The organism is Streptomyces sp. NRRL F-2580 (assembly GCF_000720115.1).
GTDB lineage: Bacteria > Actinomycetota > Actinomycetes > Streptomycetales > Streptomycetaceae > Streptomyces.
The window spans coordinates 111732-134081 of the sequence record NZ_JOIR01000028.1; the positions used below are offsets into that span (position 1 = coordinate 111732).

At 72.4% G+C, this 22350-nt stretch carries 16 protein-coding genes; 7 read left to right on the top strand and 9 right to left on the bottom strand.

The genetic code is table 11. The features are described from left to right. Window positions 1–8: 8 nt before the first annotated feature. From IF88_RS0126860 to IF88_RS0126875, 4 genes are all read right to left on the bottom strand, one after another. Entirely contained in the window at window positions 9–3032 is a 3024-nt protein-coding gene (locus IF88_RS0126860) for an alpha-mannosidase (protein ID WP_030717741.1), read from the bottom strand. 52 nt (window positions 3033–3084) lie between these two features. After that, window positions 3085–3963: a carbohydrate ABC transporter permease gene (locus IF88_RS0126865; protein WP_051837608.1), complete on the bottom strand. Its 879-nt coding sequence runs from the start codon at window positions 3961–3963 to the stop codon at window positions 3085–3087. Then, window positions 3960–4853 carry a carbohydrate ABC transporter permease gene (locus IF88_RS0126870; RefSeq protein WP_030717748.1) on the bottom strand — a complete coding sequence of 298 codons (894 nt, stop codon included), beginning with the start codon at window positions 4851–4853 and terminating at the stop codon, window positions 3960–3962. Before IF88_RS0126870 ends, IF88_RS0126865 begins: the two co-directional genes overlap by 4 nt. Window positions 4854–4999: 146 nt before the next feature. Continuing rightward, the gene (locus IF88_RS0126875) at window positions 5000–6334 is read right to left on the bottom strand and encodes an ABC transporter substrate-binding protein (RefSeq protein ID WP_051837610.1); all 1335 of its coding nucleotides are present in this window, start codon (window positions 6332–6334) and stop codon (window positions 5000–5002) included. Between the two features lie 616 nt (window positions 6335–6950). Between IF88_RS0126875 and IF88_RS48290 the strand changes: the two genes are divergently transcribed. Beyond that, the gene (locus tag IF88_RS48290) at window positions 6951–8324 is read left to right on the top strand and encodes a DUF4157 domain-containing protein (protein WP_234323714.1); all 1374 of its coding nucleotides are present in this window, start codon (window positions 6951–6953) and stop codon (window positions 8322–8324) included. Between the two features lie 82 nt (window positions 8325–8406). On the opposite strand, the gene IF88_RS0126885 is transcribed toward IF88_RS48290, so the two are convergent. Then, window positions 8407–8772 carry a hypothetical protein gene (locus tag IF88_RS0126885; RefSeq protein WP_030717757.1) on the bottom strand — a complete coding sequence of 122 codons (366 nt, stop codon included), beginning with the start codon at window positions 8770–8772 and terminating at the stop codon, window positions 8407–8409. Between the two features lie 189 nt (window positions 8773–8961). On the opposite strand from IF88_RS0126885, the gene IF88_RS0126890 reads away from it, so the two are divergent. Then, window positions 8962–9435: a universal stress protein gene (locus IF88_RS0126890; RefSeq protein WP_030717759.1), complete on the top strand. Its 474-nt coding sequence runs from the start codon at window positions 8962–8964 to the stop codon at window positions 9433–9435. 24 nt (window positions 9436–9459) lie between these two features. Here the strand turns inward: IF88_RS0126890 and IF88_RS0126895 are convergent, their stop codons facing one another. Together IF88_RS0126895 and IF88_RS0126900 are read right to left on the bottom strand one after the other, a co-directional pair. Beyond that, window positions 9460–10410, bottom strand: coding sequence for a serine/threonine dehydratase (locus IF88_RS0126895; protein WP_030717761.1), 951 nt, complete (start codon window positions 10408–10410; stop codon window positions 9460–9462). A 15-nt stretch (window positions 10411–10425) separates the two neighbouring features. Next, the gene (locus tag IF88_RS0126900; protein ID WP_030717763.1) at window positions 10426–11067 is read right to left on the bottom strand and encodes a TetR/AcrR family transcriptional regulator; all 642 of its coding nucleotides are present in this window, start codon (window positions 11065–11067) and stop codon (window positions 10426–10428) included. A 156-nt stretch (window positions 11068–11223) separates the two neighbouring features. Between IF88_RS0126900 and IF88_RS40920 the strand changes: the two genes are divergently transcribed. The 5 genes from IF88_RS40920 (at window position 11224) to IF88_RS0126925 (ending at window position 19579) form a co-directional block, all read left to right on the top strand. Then, the gene (locus IF88_RS40920; RefSeq protein WP_234323715.1) at window positions 11224–12912 is read left to right on the top strand and encodes an alpha-galactosidase; all 1689 of its coding nucleotides are present in this window, start codon (window positions 11224–11226) and stop codon (window positions 12910–12912) included. 28 nt (window positions 12913–12940) lie between these two features. After that, a complete protein-coding gene (locus tag IF88_RS0126910) occupies window positions 12941–15250 on the top strand; it encodes an alpha-N-acetylglucosaminidase (protein ID WP_107050641.1) in 2310 nt (769 codons plus the stop codon). 143 nt (window positions 15251–15393) lie between these two features. Next, the gene (locus IF88_RS0126915; protein ID WP_051837629.1) at window positions 15394–17010 is read left to right on the top strand and encodes a molybdopterin-dependent oxidoreductase; all 1617 of its coding nucleotides are present in this window, start codon (window positions 15394–15396) and stop codon (window positions 17008–17010) included. Window positions 17011–17176: 166 nt separating this feature from the next. After that, the gene (locus IF88_RS0126920; RefSeq protein ID WP_030717774.1) at window positions 17177–18244 is read left to right on the top strand and encodes an alpha/beta hydrolase; all 1068 of its coding nucleotides are present in this window, start codon (window positions 17177–17179) and stop codon (window positions 18242–18244) included. A gap of 159 nt (window positions 18245–18403) precedes the next feature. Next, entirely contained in the window at window positions 18404–19579 is a 1176-nt protein-coding gene (locus IF88_RS0126925) for a serine hydrolase domain-containing protein (protein ID WP_051837612.1), read from the top strand. A 38-nt stretch (window positions 19580–19617) separates the two neighbouring features. Here the strand turns inward: IF88_RS0126925 and IF88_RS0126930 are convergent, their stop codons facing one another. Then, window positions 19618–20895: a cytochrome P450 family protein gene (locus IF88_RS0126930; RefSeq protein ID WP_234323716.1), complete on the bottom strand. Its 1278-nt coding sequence runs from the start codon at window positions 20893–20895 to the stop codon at window positions 19618–19620. 83 nt (window positions 20896–20978) lie between these two features. Then, entirely contained in the window at window positions 20979–22277 is a 1299-nt protein-coding gene (locus IF88_RS48295) for an Ig domain-containing protein (protein ID WP_051837614.1), read from the bottom strand. Window positions 22278–22350: the final 73 nt, after the last annotated feature.

Below are 22350 nucleotides of genomic sequence, written 5' to 3' on the forward strand. Positions count from 1 at the left end.
CGGACCGGTCAGACCCGGTGGAGCCGGACGGTGACGATCTGGAACGGGCGCAGGGTCAGCGGGACCGCGCCCGCCGGGGTCGGGGCGCCCACCGCCGAGCCGGCCAGCGGGCGTTCCAGGAGGTCGCTCTCAACCGCGGCCGAGAGGGGGAAGTCCGCCGTCAGGAGCGCCGAAGCACGCCCCCCGCGGGACTCGTAGAGGCGGACGACCACGTCACCGCTGCGGTCCTCGGCCAGTTTCACCGCCTCCACGACCACCGCGTCGTCGTCGACCGCGAGCAGCGGGGTGACCGGGCCCGCCCCCGTCAGGGTGCGCTCGGGCAGGTTCAGCGCGTGCCCCTCGCGGACCGCGTCCCCGATGGACGCGCCGGGCGCGAGCGAGAACCGCAGGGTGTGGGCGCCCTGGTCGGTCTCCGGGTCGGGGTAGCGCGGGGCCCGCAGCAGGGAGAGCCGGACGGTGGTGGTCTGGCCGCCGTCGGGGCGCACGTCCCGGGTGACGTCGTGCCCGTACGTGGAGTCGTTGAGCAGCGCGACCCCCCAGCCGGGCTCCTCCGCGTGGATCCAGCGGTGCGCGCAGATCTCGAACTTGGCTGCCTCCCACGAGGTGTTGGTGTGCGTGGCCCGGTAGACGTGCCCGAACTGCGTCTCGGAGGCCGTCCGTTCGGCTTTCACGTCCAGCGGGAAGGCGGCCTTGAGGAACTTCTCCGTCTCGTGCCAGTCCACGTCCGTGACGATGCCCACCGTCCCGGACCCGGCCCGCAGCGTGACCGCCTGGACCGCGGTGGAGGCGCCGAAGGAGCGGGTGACGCGGACGGTGGCGGCCGCCGGTCCGCTCTCGGCGACCTCCATGGCGTCCAGGTCCACCAAGTCCGTGACCCGGTTGCGGTAGAACGCGTCGATGTCCCAGGCGTCCCACATGTTCGGGAAGTCGGGGTGGATCTGCAGCAGGTTCGCCGCAGAGCCCGGAGCCAGGGTCTCGCGGCGCGCCTCCAGGTCGTAGACGGACACGATCAGCCCGCGGCCGTCGATCTCCACCAGCAGCCGGCCGTTGGCCAGCACGTGCCCGCCGCCGTGCCGCTCCTCCACCGTGACCGGCTGCCCGGGCTCGGCCGGGTGCCCCGCCCCGCCGGCCGGGACGCCGCGCCGGGCGTGCGGGGCGCAGTTGAAGACCAGCTCCTCGGCGCCCTCCCCGGCGAGCGCCAGCTGCGCGGCGAGGGTGATCTCCCGCAGCTCCTCGCGCAGCCGCGCGTACGTGGCGCGCGCCTCGCGGTGCACCCAGGCGATGGAGGAACCCGGCAGGATGTCGTGGAACTGGTGCAGCAGCACCGTCTTCCAGATCCGCTCCAGGTCCTCGTACGGGTACCCGTACCCCGGCACCTTCACGGCGGCGGTGGCCGCCCACAGCTCGGCCTCGCGCAGCAGCGATTCGCTGCGCCGGTTGCCCTGCTTGGTCTTGGCCTGGGACGTGTAGGTGCCGCGGTGCAGCTCCAGGTAGAGCTCGCCCGCCCACACGGGCGCGTCCTCGTACTCGGCGCGGGCCTTCTCGAAGAAGGCGTCCGGCCGCTCGATGCGGACTTTCGGGGAGCCTTCGAGGTCCCGCTGGCGCTTGGCACGGGCGAGGTGTTCGCGGGTCGGGCCGCCACCGCCGTCGCCCCAGCCGAAGGGGACCAGCGACCGCGAACCACGGCCCTTCTCCCGGTAGTTGCGTGCGGCGTGGGCCAGCTGGGCGCCGCCGAGGTCGGAGTTGTAGGTGTCGACGGGCGGGAAGTGCGTGAAGACGCGGGTGCCGTCGATGCCCTCCCACCAGAAGGTGTGGTGGGGGAAGGGGTTGACCTGGGACCAGGAGATCTTCTGGGTGAGGAACCAGCGGGAGCCGGAGAGCTTGACGATCTGCGGCATCGCGGCGGTGTAGCCGAAGGAGTCGGGCAGCCAGACGTTGTTCGTCTCGATGCCGAACTCGTCGAGGAAGAACTTCTTGCCGTAGAGGAACTGCCGGGCCATGGCCTCGCCGCCGACCATGTTGGTGTCGGACTCCACCCACATCCCGCCGACCGGCACGAACTGCCCGTCCGCGATCTTCTTCTTGACCCGCTCGAAGAGCTCGGGCCGGTAGGTCTTGATCCAGTCCAGCTGCTGGGCCTGGGACATCGCGAAGACGAACTCGGGGTGCTCGTCCATCAGGTTGACCATGTTGGACGCGGTGCGCGAGACCTTGCGGACCGTCTCGCGCAACGGCCACAGCCAGGCGGAGTCGATGTGGGCGTGGCCGACGGCGCTGATCCGGTGCGCGGAGGCGCCGGCGGGGGCGGCCAGCACCCCGGCGAGCTCGGCGCGGGCCGCGGCCGCCGTACCGGGGACGTCCGTGAGATCCACCGCGTCCAGGGCGGAGCTGATGGCCCGCAGGATCTCGTGGCGCCGGGCCTCGCGGGTGTCGAGCTGGATCATCAGGTCGTAGAGCACCTCCAGGTCCTGGACCAGCTCCCACACCTCGGTCTCGAAGACGCTGAGGTCCATCCGGGCGAGCCGGTAGAGCGGCTGGTCGCCGCTGGTCAGCCGGTCGCCCTCGTACGTGGCCGCGTGGTCGACCAGGACCGGGTTGGAGGCGGCCTCGACGTACCACTCGACGCGCTCGCCGCCCTCGGCGCGGTCGGCCACCCGGACCCAGTCGTTGTAGGGGTTGAGCGCCTTGATCTCACCGCCGTCGGCCCGGTGGACCAGACCCTCGCACTGGAAGCCGGGCATCATCCGGTCGAAGCCCAGGTCGAGGACGGCCTCGACGGAGCGGCCGGCCCAGTCGGCCGGGACGGTGCCGGTGACCTTGAACCAGGTGGTGCCCCAGGCCGGGCCCCACGGATCGCCGATCGCGCAGGGTCCGTACGGCGCCGCCAGGCCCTCGGCGACGGGGACGGGCTCGCCCGGCGCCTCCCAGCGCTCGACGGTCAGCGGGACGGAGCGGGAGTGGACGGCGGGCTTGATCCGCTCCTTCAGGACCCGGCGGAGACGGTGCTCGGTGATGCTGCGGTCGTCGTGCATGACGGCTGCTCCAGAGACTGGGTGGTCGGTACGGACAGTGCGGCGGGCGGGCTCAGGTCTTGACCGCTCCCTCGCCCACGCCCTTGAAGAAGAAACGCTGGAGGGCGAAGAAGAGGAGCATCATCGGCAGGAGCGCTGCCATCGCACCGGCCGCGATGAGCCGCTGGTCGTTGACGGTGGTGGCGCCGGCCAGGGTCTTCAGGCCGAGCTGCAGGGTGTAGTGGTCGCTGTTCGTGAGGACCAGCAGGGGCCAGAGGAAGTCGTCCCAGGCCCCCATGAAGCTGGTGATGCAGACGACGGCCAGGGCGCCCTTGGCGGCGGGGAGGAAGACCCGGGTGAAGCGGGTCCATTCGCCGGCCCCGTCCAGGACCGCGGCCTCCTCGATCTCCTTGGGCACGGCGAGGAAGGCCGCCCGCATGATCATGATGTTGAGGACGGAGACCGCGCCGGGGAGCCAGACACCGATGAGGGTGTCGACCAGCCCCATCTCGCGCACCGTGAGGAACATCGAGATCATGACGGACTCGAAGGGGAACATCAGGGTCGCCACGAGCACGGTGAAGACGGCCCGGCGGCCCTTCCAGGCGGCCCGCGAGAGGGCGTACCCTCCCATCGCCGCGAAGAGCAGGTTCGAGGTGACCGCGAGGACCGCGACGGTGAGCGTGTTGCCGACGTACTGGAGCAGCGGGAAGGACTCGGCGACCCGGACGTAGTTGTCGAGGGTGGGCTGCGCGGGCAGCACGCCGTCGTACACGTTCTCGGTGCGGCCGCGGATCGAGGTGAGGAACTGCCAGACGATCGGGCCCAGCATGACGACGAGCATCAGCACGAGTGTGGCGTAGCGGGCGGCCGGGCCGGCCCACCGGCGCCTGCGGCCGTCGGCGCCGGCCCGCCGGGGCGGGGCGCCTCCCGGGGAGGGCGGGGTGCTCAACTCTCGTCTCCCTTCGACAGGCGGCGGCCCAGCAGGCTGAAGACCAGGGTCAGGAGGAACAGCAGGATGGAGATGGCGGAGGCGTAGCCGGTCTCGCCGGAGAAGCCGAGGCCGACCTGCCGGATGAGGAAGGGCAGGGTGCGGGCGCCGCCGCCCGGGCCGCCGCTCTCACCGCCGAGGATGTAGATCTCGGTGAAGACGCGCAGGGCGGAGATGGCGGAGAGGGTGCCGACGAGCAGCATCATCGGCTTCACCTGGGGGACGGTGATGCTGAAGAAGCGGCGGACGGGGCCGGCGCCGTCGATGGCGGCCGCCTCGTGGAGGGAGGCGGGGACGTTCCCGAGGGCCGCCAGGTAGAAGACCATGTAGTAGCCGAGGCCCTTCCACACGGTCACGAGCATCGCGGAGACCAGCAGCATCGTGCTGTCCGTCAGGAACGGGACCGGCTCGGAGATCAGGTTCAGCCGGTCGAAGACGGTGTTGACGAGACCGTCGCTGCGCAGCACCCACTGCCAGATCAGCCCGACGACCACGGCCGAGGCGATCACCGGGGTGTAGAAGGCGGACCGGAAGAACCCGATGCCGGGGATCCCGGCCTGGACGAGCACGGCGAGGGCCAGCGGGAGGAAGACCAGGCAGGGGACGACGACCGCCAGGTACAGCACGCTGTTGCCGGTCGCGACCCAGAAGTCGGGATCGGCGAAGGCGCGCCGGTAGTTGTCGAGGCCGACGAAGGTGCCGCCGCGCAGGATCTGGGCGTCGGTGAAGGAGAGGACGACGGTGTTGACGAACGGCCAGAGGCTGAACAGCGCCACCATCGTCAGACCGGGGGCGAGGAACAGGTAGGGGGTCCACCACCTGCGGTGGACCAGGCCCGTATCGGCTTCCATGGCACGCTGCGCGGCGCGGCGGCGCCGCCTGCGCGCGAGCGCGCCGTCGCGCGGCTCCGGGGCACCACCGCCCGGCTCCCGGGTGCGGCCGCCCGGCTTCGCGGCGTCGACGCCGGGGCCCGCGCCGACGCGCCCGCCCACGGCCGTCACTTCTCGGCCGCGGCGGTGAGGAGCTTGTTCGCCGCTTCCTCGGCCTTCTTCACCGCCGTCCTGGGGTCCTGCCCGCCCGTGATCGCCTTCTGCACCTCGCGTACGACGGCGTCGCCCACCTGGTTGGTCCACTGGACGGGGGTGTTGGCGTCGAGCGCCGCGGTCTTCAGCTGCTCGGCGCCGACCGCCCGGGCCAGGGTCTCCGCGTCCTTGCCGTCTCCCTGGTCCGAGAAGAACGGGTCGGCGAGGCCCTGCGCGTTGGACGGGTAGATGGTGGCCTTCCTGGAGAACTCCACCTGGTTGGGGCCGTTGGTCACCCACTTCGCGAACTCGGCCGCCGCGTCGGTGTGCTTGGTGTCCTTCCTGATGCCGAGGGACTGGGCGTAGATGCCGATGTGGCCGAGCTTGCCCGTGACGGCTCCCGCGACCCGGGTCTTCGCGTAGACCTGCGGGGCGTTCTGCTTGATGTCCTTGACGAAGCCCGGGGAGCCCGGGCCGAACACGATCTTGCCGCCGCCGTAGAGCTGGTTGATGTCGTCGGACTTGAGGAGGGACTCCTTGGGCATGGCGCCCTTGGCGTACAGGTCCTTCATCCGCTCCACCCAGGCGACGGCCTGATCGGTGTCGAAGGTGAACCGGTCCTGCTTCTCGCTGAGGATCGGGACGCCCATCTTCTGCCAGTCCCCGGGCAGTCGGCCCTTGGGATCGGCCATGAAGGCGGAGTACTGGCCCCCGGACGAGGCGGCGATCTTCTCGGCGTAGTCGAAGAACTGCTCCACGCTGGTCGGCGGTTTGGCCGGGTCCAGGCCGGCCTTCTCGAAGAGCTCTCTGTTGTAGGTGAGGATCTCGGGCGTCACGTACCACGGGTACGCGTACACGCTGTCTCCCTTGCCGGGCAGCTTGAACTGCTCCCAGGCGCCCGGCACGTACTCCCCGGCCGCCGCACCGTCGAGCTTGGCGACATCGGCGAGCATGCCGCGGTCGGCGAGGAGCTGGAAGGAGTCGGTGGAGAGGTTGACCACGTCGGGGAGGGCCCCGGCCTGGGCGTCCGCGACGAGCTTCTCGTTGTAGCCGTCGCCGGGGACGTCCTCCCATGTGACCTTGGCCTCGGGGTACTTCCGCTCGAAGGCGTCGATGACCCACTGCACGTAGGCCGTGAACGTGGGCTTCAGCTGGAGGGTCCGGAAGGTGATCTCACCGGTCACCCTGCCCGTCTTCTCGGCCTCCTTCGCGTCTCCGGCGCCACCGCTGAGGCCGCACGCGGCGGTCGAGAGGAGGGCGCCGGTCACCAGCGTGGCCACGGCAATACGGGTCGGGTTCGAACGGGTCATCGTCGCCGCCTTTGCAGAAGTCCGGCCTCTTTGCCGGAGGCGGTGCCCACCGTCGCCCGAAGTCAGGACCCCGTCAATGAGGCGGAGCCACCATTGGCCGGTGACACCCGGGTGGCGAATGCCCCAACGGGCCTGCGGAGGCCGTCAGATGGGTTCGGTTCGACTGGGTTGACCTGGACTGATGCGCTTTAGTACGAAGCGGGTTGAGCGTGATATCGATTCGATAACGACGCCCGGTCCGGCGTCAACCTCCCACCACTTATGGCCGGTTCGCGAGGGCGCGCACTAATGCGCTTTATCCGCGTCCCGCGAAAGCGCTTTAGCATCGAAGCGCCCTTCCTGCGGGGCGGGGCGGCCGAACTGAACACGTTCAGGGCGGGCCGGCAAGGCTGGTTGCTCGTCCCGATGTTGGCTTCCCGGCGGCGAGCGGGCTGATAATGCTTCAGACCCCCTGGTCACGACTGGTGACCGCCCCCTCGGGGGGTGGCCGACAGCCGCGCGAGGCGGCTGCCCTGACGTAGTGAAAGGCGATCGCGTGAGCCCCAAGCACCACCGCCCGGCGCAGAAGAACGATGACCAATTACACTCCTCCCGCCCTGCCGCGACTCCGCAGCGGGTGACGGCGCCGCCGATGGGGCTGATGGCGTTCCAGGCCGGTGCGGGCAACGCCGCGGTCGTGCAGATGCTCCGTCGGGCCGCTCACTCCCGGAATGCGGAACAGCACCAGCACACCGACGGATGCGGACACCAGCAGGCCGAGCAGCCCGCGGTGCAGCGGTCCGCCGTCCACGACGTCCTGCGCTCCCCCGGGCGCCCCATGGACAACGCCACCCGCACCGACATGGAAGCCCGGCTGGGCGCGGACTTCTCCGACGTCCGCATACACAACGACAGCGCCGCCAAGGCCTCCGCCGCCGAAGTCGGCGCCCGCGCCTACACGTCCGGCAGCCACGTCGTCATCGGCGACGGCGGCCACGACAAGCACACCCTCGCCCACGAACTCACCCACGTCATCCAGCAGCGCCAGGGCCCCGTCGCGGGGACCGACAACGGGACGGGACTGAAGGTCTCCGACCCGTCGGACCGGTTCGAGCGCGAAGCGGAAGCGAACGCCAGGCGGGCCATGGCGGGCGGCTCCCAAGCAGCCCCCAACGTGCAGCGCCATGCGGCGCCTTCACCCGCCTCCGGCTCTCGCGCCTCCGTGCAGCGCGTCGAGAGCCCTCAGGACCGGATGACGGTCGAGTACTGGGAGGACAAGGCGGGACTTGGCGCGTCCAGCAGCAGCGCCGCGAAGGACCGCGCCAAGCAGATCGCCACGTCGAAGGCCAACGCGAAGAAGTTCAAGGCCCACAAGCCTCCGCGGACGATCGACGAGATCGTCAAGACCGTCGGTCCCAAGCTCCTGGCGGATCTGGCGCTGATGGGAGCGGACGCCGGGAGGATGGAGCTCTACAGGTCCATGAGTTTCGAGGAGGCCCACAGCGCCCTGACCTACTGGGGCGACGCGGCCTCGCGCAACGCACTGCTGGAGTACGTGGCGTCCGGTGAGGGCTCGGCAAAGGGCTTCAGGGAGCAGGGGTTCGGGGGTCTGACGATAGGGGCCCACCTCGGCGACCAGGGACAGGCCGACGGGTACTACGACACCCTGGGTGCTCCCTACGCGGTCCAGCTGAAGTTCACGCTGAAGCCCGGGGCCCACGAACTCCTCTTCAACCAGGACCACATGGCTCTTGGTCCGGGCTACAAGAACGACCTGATCCGCAAAGCGAACGAAGGCGGCGGGGCCTACAAGAACGCGAACGCGAACGAGGGGACCCTGGGTGGGTACATCGGCGTGAAGGCGGAGGACAAGGAACCCTACAGCCTGGGCATCGCGCAGGGGGCCAACGGCAAGAACGGCAGGGAGCTCGGTGCGAGCCAGCTGCTCTTCCAGCTGTTCCTCGACGACGTCCAGCTCGTGAAGAACAGGTCGGGGCAGGACCTGCCGTAGCCGGGACAGAACAGATTGCCGCGGATGCCCCGGACCGGACCGGTCCGGGGCATCCGCGTGCGGGGGGGGCGCAGCGGGGTGCCTACCCCATCGGGTACTCGGTCTTCTCCGCGAGCCTGCCGTCCTTGAAGCAGAAGCGGAGCACGGTCTCCTTGCCGTTCTTGGTGTCGCCGCTGGAGAGGTACCAGGAGCAGGTGCTGCCCTCGGGCTCGGCCGGTCCGCCCTCCTTGAGGGCGCCCTTGACGAAGCTTTCGCCCGACGGGAGCCTGCTGCGGACCTCGCTCTCCGCGTCGCCGGTCTGCACGGACGCGTAGACCGTCGGGTCGACCAGGGTCTTGTCGGCCATGTCGAGGACCTTCCCCATGCCGAAGACCACGGCCACGAGGAGACCCACACCCAGCACCAGCGCCACGCCGCACCCGATCAGACAACCCTTGCGCTGAGCCACGCCCGTTCCTCCATGTCGCTCCGTGTCCGGCGGCGGTCGCCTGGACACTCACACCCTCGCAAGGGACGGCGGTACCGGGCTGTCCTCGAAAGTCGTCGGCCGTCACAACGATCGTCGTTCGAGGTCGGGCCGCCCTTCCGGGTATACAGGGAGGAGATCGACTATTCAGGCAAAGCGAGAGGAAGTACCGTGAGCCAGCAGGACACCGTCGAGCCTCTGATCGTCGTCGGCGTGGACGGTTCGAACCACTCCAAGGAGGCGCTGCGCTGGGCCGTCGCGCAGGCCGGGATGACGGGCGGCCGGGTGCACGCCGTCATGGCCTGGGAGGGGAACCGCAATCCGTTCGCCATCGCTCCGGTGGCCGCCGAGGTCTCCGACGCCGAGGCGGTGACGGCCGAGGAGACGGCCCGCCGGAAGCTGGCGGACACCGTCAACGCGGCCGTCGGCGCCTCGCCCGGTGTGCCGGTGTTCCGCCGCGTCGAGCAGGGCTCCCCGGCACAGGTCCTGGTGGACGCCTCGAAGGAGGCGGACCTGATGGTGGTCGGCACCCGTGGGTACGGCGGCTTCAAGGGCGCCCTGCTCGGCTCGGTGAGCCAGCAGGTCGTGCAGTACTCCGCCGGCACCGTCGTGGTCGTCCGCGAGGGCGTGGACGAGGAGGACTGAAGGCGCCGCCGGCCGACCGCGGGCTCAGGCCGTGGGGGTCACCAGGTCGCCGGGGTCCGTGTTGGCCCCGCACAGGATGACGGCGACCCGCTCGCCGAGCGGCTCCGGCGCGCCGCGCAGCGCCGCCAGGGCGGTGGCCGCGCCCGCCTCCACCACGATCCGGTGCTCTTCCCAGAGGGCGCGCCGGGCGGCGGTGATCGCCGCGTCGGGCACGAGCACCGAGGTCACGTGCTTCTCCTGCGCGGCGGCCAGCGCGTCCGCCGAGACCCGGGTGGCCCCCAGGGAGTCGGCGGCGACCGAGTCCACGGCCACGTCCACGACCCGGCCCGCCGCCAAGGCCGCGTTCAATGCCCGGCAGTTCTCCGGCTCGGCCGCGATCACCCGTACGCCGTGCTCGCGCGCGGCGGTGGCGACGCCGGCGAACAGTCCGCCGCCGCCGACCGCGACGACCACGGTGTCCAGCCCGGGCAGGGCGCCCCGGATCTCGTCGAGCAGCGTCCCGGCGCCCGCGGCGATGAGCGGGTGGTCGTAGGCGTGGCTGCTCAGCGCCCCGCTCGTGGCGGCGAACTCCTCGCAGGCGGCGAGTGCTTCGGCGTACCGGTCGCCGACGAGCCGCACCTCGGCCCCGTATCCGCGCAGTCGGTCCACCTTCACGCGCGGGGCGTTGGCGGGCAGGAACACGGTCGCGGGCACGGACAGCGCGCGGGCCGCCCAGGCACAGGCGAGACCGGCGTTGCCGCCGGAGGCGATGGTGACTCCCGCGGCCGGGAGGGCGCCGGCCTCGTGGTGCGCGGCGAGGAAGTTGCGGGCGCCGCGCGCCTTGAAGCTGCCGGTGTGCTGGAGGTACTCCAGCGCGTACCAGACCCCCTCGTCGGCGGCGGGGGCCACCGCGACGGGCCGTATCGCGCCGGCGATCCTCTCGGCGGCGGCGCGTACGGCGGCGTGGTCGAGCCGCGGGGCGGGTGCTGCTTGCATGGGCTGTCTCCCCTGTCAGTCGGTGGGCCGGGCGGCCTCGATCAGCTGGCGCAGGGCGCCGTAGTACACCTCGTGGTCCGTCAGGGGCGGCAGTACGTCGGCCAGTCCGCCGGAGAGCACGGGGAACTCCGCCGGATCCAGTGCGGCCAGGGCGGCCCGCGAGGCGGCGGTGGCCGCGGCCGGGTCGCGGTGGTCGACGAAGGCCGCGCTGCCCAGGGTGAGCAGGTACATGCGGCGGTAGACGGTCATCGCCTCGGCGGGGGTCATCCCGGCGGCCACGCTGTCGGCGAGGGCGGGCTCGACGAGCCGGGTGAGGAGCTCGCGGCCGAGCCAGGGCCGGCCGCCGCGCAGCACCAGCAGTCCGGGGTGGGCGGTGAGCAGCAGGTAGAGCGCGCGGAACCGCTGCTCGGTGGCCTGTGCCCAATCCGTGCCGGCGGGAATCTCGGGGAGCTGCGCGGCGAGGTGCTCGGTGCACAGGTCGAGCAGTCCGGCGAGGTCGGTGCAGCGGCGCTGGACGGTGGCGTGGGAGACGTCGAGCCGGTCGGCGAGGGTGCGGAAGCTGAGGCGTCCCGGCCCTTCCTCGTCGAGGATCCGCAGGGCGGCGACGGCGATGGCCTCGGGGGTCGCCCGGTCCAGGGCGTCTGATCGGCGCGGCATGAGATACATCGTAACATACGGTGTATCAACTCCTTCGTGTGACATCGATTGCAGCCATATTGCTGGTCATTGGCTGACAACCAGCGGCTTTTGTTGACAGTGGGTAATCGCATCGCTGCACTGGGCGCACGCCTGCCCCCACGTCAAGGAGATTCAGTGCCGCCTCGCCTGCGTGCGTCGCTCCCCTGTCTGACCGCGGCCGCCCTGTTCGCCTTCGCGCTCTCCCCCGCCGCGGTGGCGGCCGAGCCCCGGGCGACCTCGGACACCCCGCTCGCGCTCACCCCGCCCATGGGCTGGAACAACTGGGCGCACTACATGTGCGACATCGACGAGGCCAAGGTCGTCGCCAACGCCGACGCGCTCGTGTCGAGCGGGCTCGCGGCCAAGGGCTACGACACGGTGACGGTCGACGACTGCTGGATGACCAAGAGCCGGGACGCGCAGGGCGCTCTGGTCGTCGACACGGTGAAGTTCCCGCACGGCATGGCCTGGCTCGGCGATTACCTGCACGACAAGGGCCTGAAGTTCGGCATCTACCAGGACGCCGGCTCCCTCACCTGTGAGAAGTACCCCGGCAGCGGCGCGCCCCAGGGCGGCGGGGCGGACCACTACGCCGAGGACGCCCGGCAGTTCGCCTCCTGGAACGTCGACTACGTGAAGATGGACGGCTGCAACCTGTGGGTGCCGGCGGGGCAGACCAAGGAGCAGGCCTACCGGGGCGCCTACAACGCCGTGGCGAAGGCGCTGCGGGAGAGCGGCCGGGACATGGTCCTGTCGGCGTCCGCGCCCGCCTACTTCCAGCAGGGTGAATGGGGCGGCTCCGACTGGCACAAGGTCCTCGGCTGGGTCGGCGAGACCGGTCAGCTGTGGCGCGAGGGCAAGGACATCAAGGTCTACAACCCGGCCACGCCCGCCGCCTCACGGTGGAGTTCGGTCCTCGGCAACTACGGCTACAACCGCTGGCTCGGCCGGTACGCGGGCCCCGGCAACTGGAACGACCCCGACTTCCTGATCGCGGGCGCCCCCGGGCTCACAGCGGCCGAGAGCCGCAGCCAGGTCGCCCTCTGGGCCATGATGGCCTCCCCGTTCATCCTGTCCTCCGAGGTCTCCGAGCTGACCTCCCAGGGGCTCGCGGCCCTCGGGAACACCCGCATGATCGAGCTGGACCAGGACCCGATGGGTCGTCAGGGCGCGGTGGTCTCCTCCAACGCCACCTTCGAGATCCTCACCCGGCCGCTCGCGAACGGCGACCGCGCGGTGGCCGTGCTCAACCGCTCGGCCACCACCCGGGACATCCGGGTGCCGCTCGACGAGATCGGCCTGAGCGACTGCACGGCAGACGCGCAGGACCTGTGGAACGGCAGCCGCCGGGAGGTCTCCGACGCGCTGACCGGGAGGCTGGCCGGGCACGACACCGCGGTCTGGCGGCTCAGCCCGCGCGGCTGCGCCGAGGCCGCGCCGACCGGGCAGGTCGTCGGTGACGGCGCCCGGTGCGCCGACGGCGCCAACACCACCGGCCTCGGCGCGGTCGTGATGGCCACCTGCACCGGGGCCCCCGACCAGCGGTGGACCCTGCGCGACGACGCGAGCCTGCGGCTGGCCGGCGACTGCCTCTCCGCCGGCGACGACGGCCTCGTGGAGCTGGCCGACTGCGCGCCCCCGCGGGACCGCCGGCCCGGCCAGAGCTGGACGCACCTGCGCGGCGGAGCCCTCGTGGAGCGGGAGAGCGGGATGTGCCTGACCGCACCGGCCGCCGCCGCGACCCCGGACGCCCCGGCCGCGCGACTGCGGCTGACCGCCTGCGGCGACCACCGGGTCGACCAGGCCTGGGCCCTGCCGGTCTGACGGCCCGAGCCCACGGATGAGGAACCCGATGCCGCGAAGCGGGCGCCGTCTGCCCGGCCCCCGTCGCCACCCGCTCGCCCTCGCCGCTCTTCCCGCGGCGCTGCTGGCGCTGATCTGCGCGGGGCCCGCCCCCGGGGCCACGGCCCCGGGGGCGGGGTCGCCCGCACCTGCCGACGTACGGCCTGATGCGCGGGTCACCGTACCCGCGCACGCGGGCGCGCCCCGGAGCCGGAGCTTCGACACCGCGCCCGCGCGGGCCGCCCTGGAGCGGCTGCTCCCGCGCCACCACGGCCAGTTCACCCTGGTGCCCGACACCGCCGCCGGCGCCGACACCTTCACCGTGTCCGGGACCGCCGGTGCGATCACCGTGCGCGGCAGCACCGGAGCCACCCTGCTCACCGGTGTCGGCTGGTACCTCCAGCACGTCGCCGGGGTCGACATCGGCTGGCCCGGCGACAGCATCGGCCTGCTGCCCGCCCGGCTGCCGGCCGTCCCCGCGCCGGTCACCCGCGGCGCACAGGTCCCGCACCGGTACGCCCTCAACGACACCGACGACGGCTACTCCGGCCCGTACCGCACCTTCGAGGAACACCAGCGGCAGATCGACCTGCTCGCCCTGCACGGCATCAACGAGGTGTTCGTGCAGGTGGGAGCGGAGTACCCGTACTACCGCGCACTCCAGGACTTCGGCTACTCCGCCGAGGAGCTGCGGCAGTGGATCCCCGGCCCCGCCCACCAGAGCTGGTGGCTGCTGCAGAACCTGAGCGGTTTCGGCGGCCCGGTCACCGAGCGGCTGATGCGGGAGCGGGCCGAACTGGGCGGGCGGATCGCCGAGCAGCTGCGCGGGCTCGGCATGACCCCGGTGCTGCCCGGCTACTTCGGCACCGTGCCGCCGGAGTTCGCCGCGCGCAACCCCGGGGCGGCCACGGTGACCCAGGGCGACTGGGCCGGCTTCGACCGTCCCGACTGGCTGGACCCCGCCTCGCCCGTCTTCCGGAGGCTGGCCGCCGCCTACTACGCGGAGCAGCGCGCGGTGTTCGGGGACAGCACGATGTACCGGATGAGCCCGCTGCACGAGGGCGGACAGACCGGGTCCGTGGACGTCGGCGCCGCGGCGGGCGCCATCCAGGACGCGCTGCAGGCCGCCCACCCGGGCGCGCTGTGGGCGGTGCTGGGCTGGCAGGACGACCCGACCCCCGAGCTGCTGGCCGGGGTGGACACGTCGCGGCTGCTGATCCTGGACGGACTGTCGGACCGGTACAACCGGTTGGACCGCGAGGCCCGTTGGGGCGGTGCCCCGTACGCGATGGGCACCATCTACAACTTCGGCGGGCACACCACGATCGGCGCGAACACCTCCGTGTGGCTTGAACGGTTCGGCCCCTGGCGCGCCAAGGGCAACAGCGCGCTCGCCGGGATCGCCTACCTGCCGGAGGCCACCGGGACCAACCCGGCGGCCTTCGACCTGTTCACGGACCTGGCCTGGGAGCCGGGGGTGATCGACCAGCGGAAGTGGTTCGCCGATTTCGCGGCCCGCCGCTACGGCCGGCCCGACCCCGCGGCCGCCGCGGCCTGGGAGGAGCTGCGCAAGGGGCCGTACAGCACCTCCTCGGGTCTGTGGTCGGAGTCGCAGGACAGCCTGTTCACCGCCCGGCCCAACCTGACCGCGGCCGGGGCGGCGTACTGGAGCCCCAAGTCCATGCGCTATCCGGCCGGTTCGGTCCGCAGGGCGCTGGACCGGCTGCTTGAGGTGGCCCCGGAGCTGCGCGGCTCCAGCGCCTACCGCTTCGACCTGGTGGACACCGCCCGGCAGGCCCTCGCCAACCACTCGCGCGTGCTGCTGCCGAGGATCAAGGCGGCGTACGAGGCCGAGGACCTGCCCCTCTTCCGCAAGCTCACGGCCGAATGGCGGGAGGGCGAGGCGAAACTGGACGCGGTGACCGGCTCCGATCCGAACTTCCTCCTCGGCAGCCGGCTCGCCGGGGCCCGCGCCTGGGGCGCCGACCGGGCCGAGCAGGACCGGTACGAGTACGACACCCGCTCCCTGCTCAGCGTGTGGGGCCGCCGCAGCACCAGCGAGGGCGGCTTCCTGCACGACTACGCGAACCGCGAATGGAGCGGCCTGGTCTCGGAGCTGTACGCGAGGCGGTGGGCGCTCTACTTCGGCTCGCTGGAGGAGGCGCTGGTACGGCGGGCCGCGCCGCGGGCGATCGACTGGCCCGCCTTCGAGGAGGAGTGGGCCGGGCGCACCACCCGGCACCCGGACCGGCCGAGCGGGGACCCCTACCGCCTGGCCGCCGCGGTCGCGGCGGCCCTCCCGCCGGCCCCCACGGGCTGACCCGCGCCGCGGACCCGCCCGGCGTCCGGGCGGCCCCGCGGCCCCGCGGCCCCGCGGCCGGGCATCACGGCCTTCGTTCCCTCCTCGCCCGGGCGGCGGCACGGCGTCGCCGCGGGGACGCCCGGGCGCGGCACACTTGCGGTGTGGAGGCAGACCCGAGCCGGTCCGCGCGGCCGCGGCGCGTGACGAGCGCCGTCAGCGGGATCGTCGCGGCCGTCGCCGGGCTGGCGTTCGCGCAGCTGGCCGCGGCCGCCGTGCGGCCCGAGTCCTCGCCGGTCACCGCGGTCGGCGGGACGGCCGTCGACCTGACGCCGGTGGCCGTCCGGGAGTGGGCCATCCGGCTGTTCGGCACCGCGGACAAGCTGGTGCTGACGCTCGGCATCGTCGCCGTCCTGGTCGTGGTCGCCGCCCTGGCCGGGCTGCTGTCCGTACGCCACCTGCCCGCCGGGATCGCGGTCGCGGGCGGGTTCGGGCTGCTCGGGGCGGCGGCCGCCCTCAGCCGTCCGGAGGCCTCCTGGTGGGACGCGCTGCCCTCGCTGCTGGGCGGACTGACCGCGGCCGGGGTGCTGTGGCTGCTGGTCACGGCGGCGAAGCGGCCCCGGCCGGCCGGGGCGCCACCCAGGGGGTCCCCCCGGACGGAGTCTGGGGGAGGGAGCTGGGCCATGGACCGGCGCGGCTTCGGCCGGCTGGTCACCGGCGTCCTGGCAGCCTCGGTCGCGGCCGGCTTCGCCGGGCGGCGCCTGGGCGCCCACGGTTCGGCCGGTGCCACCGCATCCCGGGCCCGCTTCGTCCTCCCCCGGCCCGCCGTGCCCGCGCCGCCGGTGCCGGCGGGCGCGGACCTGCGGGTGCCGGGGCTGGCCCCGTTCCTCACCCCCGACCGCGACTTCTACCGGGTGGACACCGCCCTGGTCATCCCGCGCGTGGACGCCGACACCTGGCGGCTGCGCATCCACGGCGAGGGCGTCACGCGGCCCCTCACCCTCGATCTGCGGGAGCTGCTCAGCCGGCCCCTGGTCGAGCACGACATCACCCTCACCTGCGTGTCGAACGAGGTCGGGGGCCCGTACGCGGGCAACGCCCGCTGGCTCGGCGTGCGCCTCGCCGACCTGCTCCGCGAGGCGGGGGTGCGGCCGCCGTCCCGCGGCGGGCCGGCCGACCAGCTGGTGTCGCGTTCGGTGGACGGCATGACGATCGGCACGCCCGTCGAGGCCGTCATGGACGGCCGGGAGGCGCTGCTGGCCGTCGGCATGAACGGCGAGCCGCTGCCCTTCGCGCACGGCTTCCCGGTCCGGATGGTCGTACCGGGCCTGTACGGGTACGTCTCCGCGTGCAAATGGCTCACCGAGCTGCGGCTGACCACCTTCGGCGCGTACGACGCCTATTGGGTGCGGCGGTCCTGGGCGCAGCAGGCCCCGGTCAAGACGCAGTCGCGGATCGACACCCCGCGGCCGTACGCCGACCTGGCACCGGGCCGGGTGGCGGTCGCCGGGGTGGCGTGGGCGCAGCACCGCGGGATCGAGGGGGTCGAGGTACGGGTGGACGGCGGCCCCTGGCAGCGGGCGCGGCTCGGGGCCGCGGACGGGGTGGACACCTGGCGGCAGTGGGTGTGGCCGTGGGAGGCGACGCCCGGGCGGCACAGGCTGGAGGTCCGCGCGATCGACGGGACGGGCGCGGTCCAGACGGGGCTCCGCGCCGGGACCGTGCCGGACGGGGCGACCGGGTGGCACTCGGTGGAGGTGCAGGTGAAGGCTCTCGGCTGATCGCCGGACTGCCTCGGCTGCCGGACCGGCTCGGCGGCTGGACTGCCTCGGCTGCCGGACTGCCTCGGCTGCGGGACCGGCTCGGCGGCTGGACTGCCTCGGCGGCGCATCCACGGAATAATCCGAACATCGTTGACATGTCGTCCGTACGACAGGAGCCGGCGCCGTGGAGCTGACCAGTACGTCGTTCCTCGTCACATTGATCGTCGTGACCGCGCTCGCCGTGCTCACCGCGCTGCTGCTGTGGAACCGGGTCCCCGGGCCGGGATGGGTGCGGTGGCCGGCGCGGGTGCTGATGATCGGTCTGTGCCAGCTCACCGCCATCTGCGTGGTGGCCACCTGGATCAACGGCAGTTACGGGCTCTACGCCTCCTGGGACGACCTGCTGGGCGCCGACGACGTGCAGGACGCGGGCGCGACGACCGGGCCGACGATGGGCCGGGCCAGGTTCACGCAGAACGGGGACGGCACGCGGACCACCTTCTTCCGTGGCTCCCATTCGAAGCTCGCCGGACAGGTGACCGTGTGGACTCCCGCGGAGTACAGCGCGCCGGGCGCGGACCGGACACGTTTCCCGGTGCTGATGCTGCTGCACGGGTATCCGGGCACGCCCCGGACGTGGATCGACCTCGGCGACATGCCCGGTGCGCTGGGGCAGCTGGTGGAGCTGGGCGCGGCGCACCCCTTCATCGTGGTGATCCCGGAGATCTACCCGGGCGGGGTGAACACCGACTGCAGCAACACCCCGCAGCGCAGGATCGCCGACTGGCTCGCGCTGGACGTGCCGGATCTGGTCGCGCGGAACTTCCGTACGCTGCCCAGCCCGGGCGGCTGGGGGCTGATGGGGGTCTCCACCGGCGGGTTCTGCGCGGCCAAGCTGCCGTTGCAGTACCCGAAGGTGTTCCGGGCGGGCGCGGCCCTGGACCCGGACCCGCTGACGGGCGACCCGGAGGTGCTCCCCGACCGGACACTGCGCGAGCGCAACAGCCCGATGTGGCTGGTGGAGCACGCGAAGAAGGCGGACGTCGGGCTGTTCCTGGCGACCTCCGCCCAGGACGAGAACAGTCCGCCGCAGCAGCTGGAGGCCTTCGCCAAGGCCGCGGCGGGCAGCGGGGTCCGGGTCAAGACGCTCGTCCGCCCGGAGGGCGGCCACAACTTCCAGACCTGGAGCGGGATGTACCCGGACGCGCTGGGCTGGCTGAGCACGGAACTGGCGCCGCCGAGCGCACGCTAGGCCCTGAGGCGCCGCCGCGCCCTTGCCGGGGGAGCCGTCCGCGTCACTCCCGGAACGCCTCCGGAGTGCACCGGGCGACACCCCCGGTTAGCGTGCGTGACGAGGCCTGCAACCGCGAGGTGGGGGAACTTCGCCTTCGACCCGCATGGAGGCACCGCTGTGCGCCGTTCCAGGATCCTGGCCCTCACCTGTCTGAACCTGCTGCTGGGCGCTTCGCTGGCGGGCGGGTGCACCCTGAGCCGCGCCGAGAGCGCCGCGAAGGAATGCCCGGCCGGCCAGATCGCCCGGGGCGGCACGTGCCTCCCGGGCGATACGGCGGACTTCACCGCGCGGCAGGTCACCGAGGCCCTCGCGAGGTACAAGCTGACGGCGGCGATGGCCGAGGTGTGGGTCGACGGGGAACGCGTGGCGACGTCCGCGGCCGGGGAGACGATGACGGGCTTCCCCGCGACGACGGACATGCGCTTTCGCATCGGGGCGGTCGCGATCCCCTATCTGACGACCGCGCTGCTCAAACTCGTCGACGAGGGCGAGGTCACGCTCGACGACAAGATCTCCCGGTGGCGCCCGGACCTCCCGCACGCGGACGAGATCACGCTGAAGATGCTGGCCTCGACCTCCTCCGGGTACGCGGACTACGTCACGGACAAGGGCTTCATCGACGCGCTCTACAAGAACCCCTTCCGCACCTGGACGGCAGAGGAGCGCGTGAAGATCTCGGTCTCCAAGCCCCTGGTGCTGCCCCCCGGTTCGGGTTTCGCCTACTCGCACGCCAACTGGGTGATCCTGGGCGACATCATCGCGAAGGTGAGGCGCAAGCCCCTGGAGGAGGTGATGGTCCAGGACGTCCTCAAACCGCTCGGCCTGAGCCACACGGCCATCTCCTCCAAGGCGGACATCCCCGAGCCGGTGCTGCATTCGTTCGACAACGAACGGGGCGTGTTCGAGGACGCCACCTACTGGAATCCCTCGTGGACGCTGGCGCCGGGCTCGGTCATGACGGGCACGCTGGAGGACGCGGCGAAGTCCTTCGCCGCGATCGGTGAGGGAAGGCTGCTGACACCCGAGTCGCACAAGGCCCAGCTCACCGGCGTCGTCAAGGTCAAGGGGGACACCTGGTACGCGCTGGGCCTGCCCGTGCAGAACACCTGGATCGTCCAGAACCCGTCCTTCGCCGGCTACGAGGGCACGGTCGCCTACCTGCCGTCCAAGAAGATCGCCATCGCGACGGTGGCGACGCAGGGTCTCGGCAGCACCGTCCAGAACGCCAGCTCCAACGTGCTGCAGGCGATCGCCGGCCACGTGGCTCCGGAACGGCCCCTCACGCTGGGATGACGGACCGCCGGGAGCGGTCCCGGCGGGCGGCGGACGCATCAGTTTCCGGCCAGGCGGACCGGCAGCGTCTCGACGCTGTTGCCGATGAAGCTGCGCTGGTGCGGGAGTTCGGCCTCGGGGGTGGCGAGGTCGAGGTCGGGGAAGCGGGTGAAGAGCCGCTCCAGGGCGGTCGTGGCCTCCAGGCGGGCGAGTGGGGCGCCCACGCAGTAGTGCGCCCCGTGCCCGAAGGAGAGGCTGCGGGCGGCGGTGGGGCGGGTGATGTCGAAGCGGTCGGCGTCCGGGCCGTGGAAGGCCTCGTCCCGGCCGGCGGCGGTGTAACCGGCGAGCACGGGGGTGCCCTGCGGGATGACGGTGCCGTCGAGGGTCAGGTCGCGCGTGGGGTAGCGGAAGGGGAACCAGCTGACCGGCCCGTCCCAGCGCAGTGTCTCGTCCACCACGTCCGTCCAGGTCGCCTTCCCGTCCAGGACGAGGGCGAGCTGGTCGCGGTGGGTGCACAGGGCGCGGACGGCGTTGCTGATGAGGTTGAGGGTGGTCTCGTGGCCCGCGACGAGCATCAGCCGCATGGTGCCGGTGAGTTCGGCCTCGCTGAGCTGGTCGCCGTCGTCCTCGCGGGCGGCGATCAGGGCGCTGGTGAGGTCCTCACCCGGGGCCTCCCGGCGGGTGGCGGCGATCGTGCCCATCAGCTCGACCAGCTCCCGTACGGCGGCCATCGCCTCGGCGGGGGTGGTGTCGGTGGCGATGATCACCTTGTTGGACAGGTGGTGCAGCCGTCCCCGGTGCTCGGGGTTCACCCCGAGCAGCTCGCAGATGACGCTCATCGGGAGCGGCAGCGCGAAGTGCTCGCGCAGGTCGGCGACCCCGTCGGGGGCTTCCGCCGCGGCCCGGGCCAGGTCGTCGAGGAGCTCCGCGGTCAGCTCCTCGACGCGCGGGCGCAGCCTTTCCACCTGGCGGGCCGTGAAGGCCCTGCCCACGAGGGCGCGAAGCCGGCGGTGGTCCGCGTCGTCGGCGGTGTGCATGCCCTGGGCGTTGGCGAAGGCCCGCAGCGGCCAGTCGCGCGGGATCGTGCCGTCGTGCAGGGCCGGGAAGTGCCGGGCGTCCTTGGCGACTTCGGGGTGACCGAGGAACTCCTTCAGCGCGTCGTGGCCCAGGACGACCGCTCCGGGCACCCCGCCGGGGAGCACGACCTCCGCCACCGGGCCGTGCGCGGCGCGCAGCCGGGCGTTGAGGGGGTGCGGGCAACCCCCGGCGGGGTCGATGACGTACGGGGCGTACGAGGCGTCCGGGGCGGACGGGGCGGGTGGAATAGGGGACGACAAGCCGGCTCTCCTGACCTGATGACGGAACTCGGTCAACAGTGCGGCCTCGGGGGCGGGTTGGACAAGACCGACCCCGTCGCGTCTCAGAACCAGGTGAGGCTGAGCGCGAAGGCGGTCCCGGCGGTGGCTCCGGTGGAGTCGGTCGCGGTGGCGGTGACCTGGACCGTGCCGCTGCCCCAGGGCTTGCCGGTGATCCGCCCGGAGGCGGTGTCGAGGGTCAGACCCCAGGGCAGGCCGGTGGCGGCGTACCGGACGGGGGGCTTTCCGCCGGTGGCGGTGAGCTGGATGGTGCAGGACTGGTTGAACTTGCACGTCTGCGGACCGGGGTTGGCGAGCCTCAGGTCACCGGGGGTGGGCGTCGGGGTCGGAGTGGGCGTGGGAGTCGGAGTGGGCGTGGGAGTCGGCGTCGGGGTGGGGGTGGGCGTGGGTGTCGGCGTGGCGCCGCAGCCCGGAGTGGCCTCCGGCGGCAGCGGGACCCGCCAGACCTGGGTGTCGTTCTCCGACCCGACGAGCAGGCTCGTGCAGTCGGCGTACGTCACCGTCTCACCCTGCGACTGGGCGGGGAGCGCGACGTCCGCGAGCTTGGCCCCCGCTGTGTCGTACACGGAGGCCGTGTTGGCGCCCAGCGGTCCGCCGCTGCGCAGGGCGTACGAGGCGCCCGACGGGGAGAACGCGCCGTCGGTGGCGAACACCGGGCCGGGCCGGACTGCCGTGAGGGTGTTGACCTGCCCGGTCACGGGCGGCAGCGGGGCTTGGTACAGCTGGCCGGCGGCTCCGATGACCTTGCTCGCGACGTACAGCCGGCCGGTCACGGGGTCGGCGAGCAGGGACTCGGCGTCGTGCCTGCCGTCGGCGTAGGAGAAGCGGTACGTCACCGGGGTGACCGTGGCGTTCGCCAGCTGGTCGGGCTCCGCGAAGCCGTGCACGGTGATCTCCGCACGGCCGCTGAAGTTGTCGCCGATGTCCCCGACCAGGATCGCCGGGCCGCCCGAGGCGTCCTTCCCGAGGGCGAGGGCCTCCCAGTCGGTGTTGCCGACGCCGGAGAGGGTGAAGGCGGCCAGCAGCCGGCCGGTGGCACCGTTGCAGTCGACGGCGAAGACCTGGTTGGTGTTCCCGCTGTCGTTGACGGCGTAGAACACGCCGGGGTGTTTGCGGCTCATGGCGAGACCGCTGAACTCGGCCAGGCCGCCGGGGAGGGTGCACTTCTTCTCCGGCGCCAGTGCTCCGGTGCCGGAGACGGCCGGCGTGGCGGAGACGGCCGGTGTGGCGGAGGAGGCCGGGGAGGCGGTGGCGCTGGCCATCCAGGCGACCGCGGGCAGGATCGTGGCGAGGGCCGCGGTGGCGAGGGCGGCGGCCCGTGGGGGTGTCAGGAGTCGGAACATGCGCACAATGTGATGGGACATCAGTTGGTGTGCCAGGCCCAGGTCCCTTCCGTTCGAGCATCGTTCAATGCCG

Coding starts and splice junctions, on each gene's coding strand:
- IF88_RS0126860 (WP_030717741.1), bottom strand. CDS start 3,032: ATGCACGACGACCGCAGCATCACCGAGCACCGTCTCCGCCGGGTCCTG.
- IF88_RS0126870 (WP_030717748.1), bottom strand. CDS start 4,853: ATGGAAGCCGATACGGGCCTGGTCCACCGCAGGTGGTGGACCCCCTAC.
- IF88_RS0126875 (WP_051837610.1), bottom strand. CDS start 6,334: ATGACCCGTTCGAACCCGACCCGTATTGCCGTGGCCACGCTGGTGACC.
- IF88_RS0126895 (WP_030717761.1), bottom strand. CDS start 10,410: ATGCAAGCAGCACCCGCCCCGCGGCTCGACCACGCCGCCGTACGCGCC.
- IF88_RS0126900 (WP_030717763.1), bottom strand. CDS start 11,067: ATGCCGCGCCGATCAGACGCCCTGGACCGGGCGACCCCCGAGGCCATC.
- IF88_RS0126910 (WP_107050641.1), top strand. CDS start 12,941: ATGCCGCGAAGCGGGCGCCGTCTGCCCGGCCCCCGTCGCCACCCGCTC.
- IF88_RS48295 (WP_051837614.1), bottom strand. CDS start 22,277: ATGTTCCGACTCCTGACACCCCCACGGGCCGCCGCCCTCGCCACCGCG.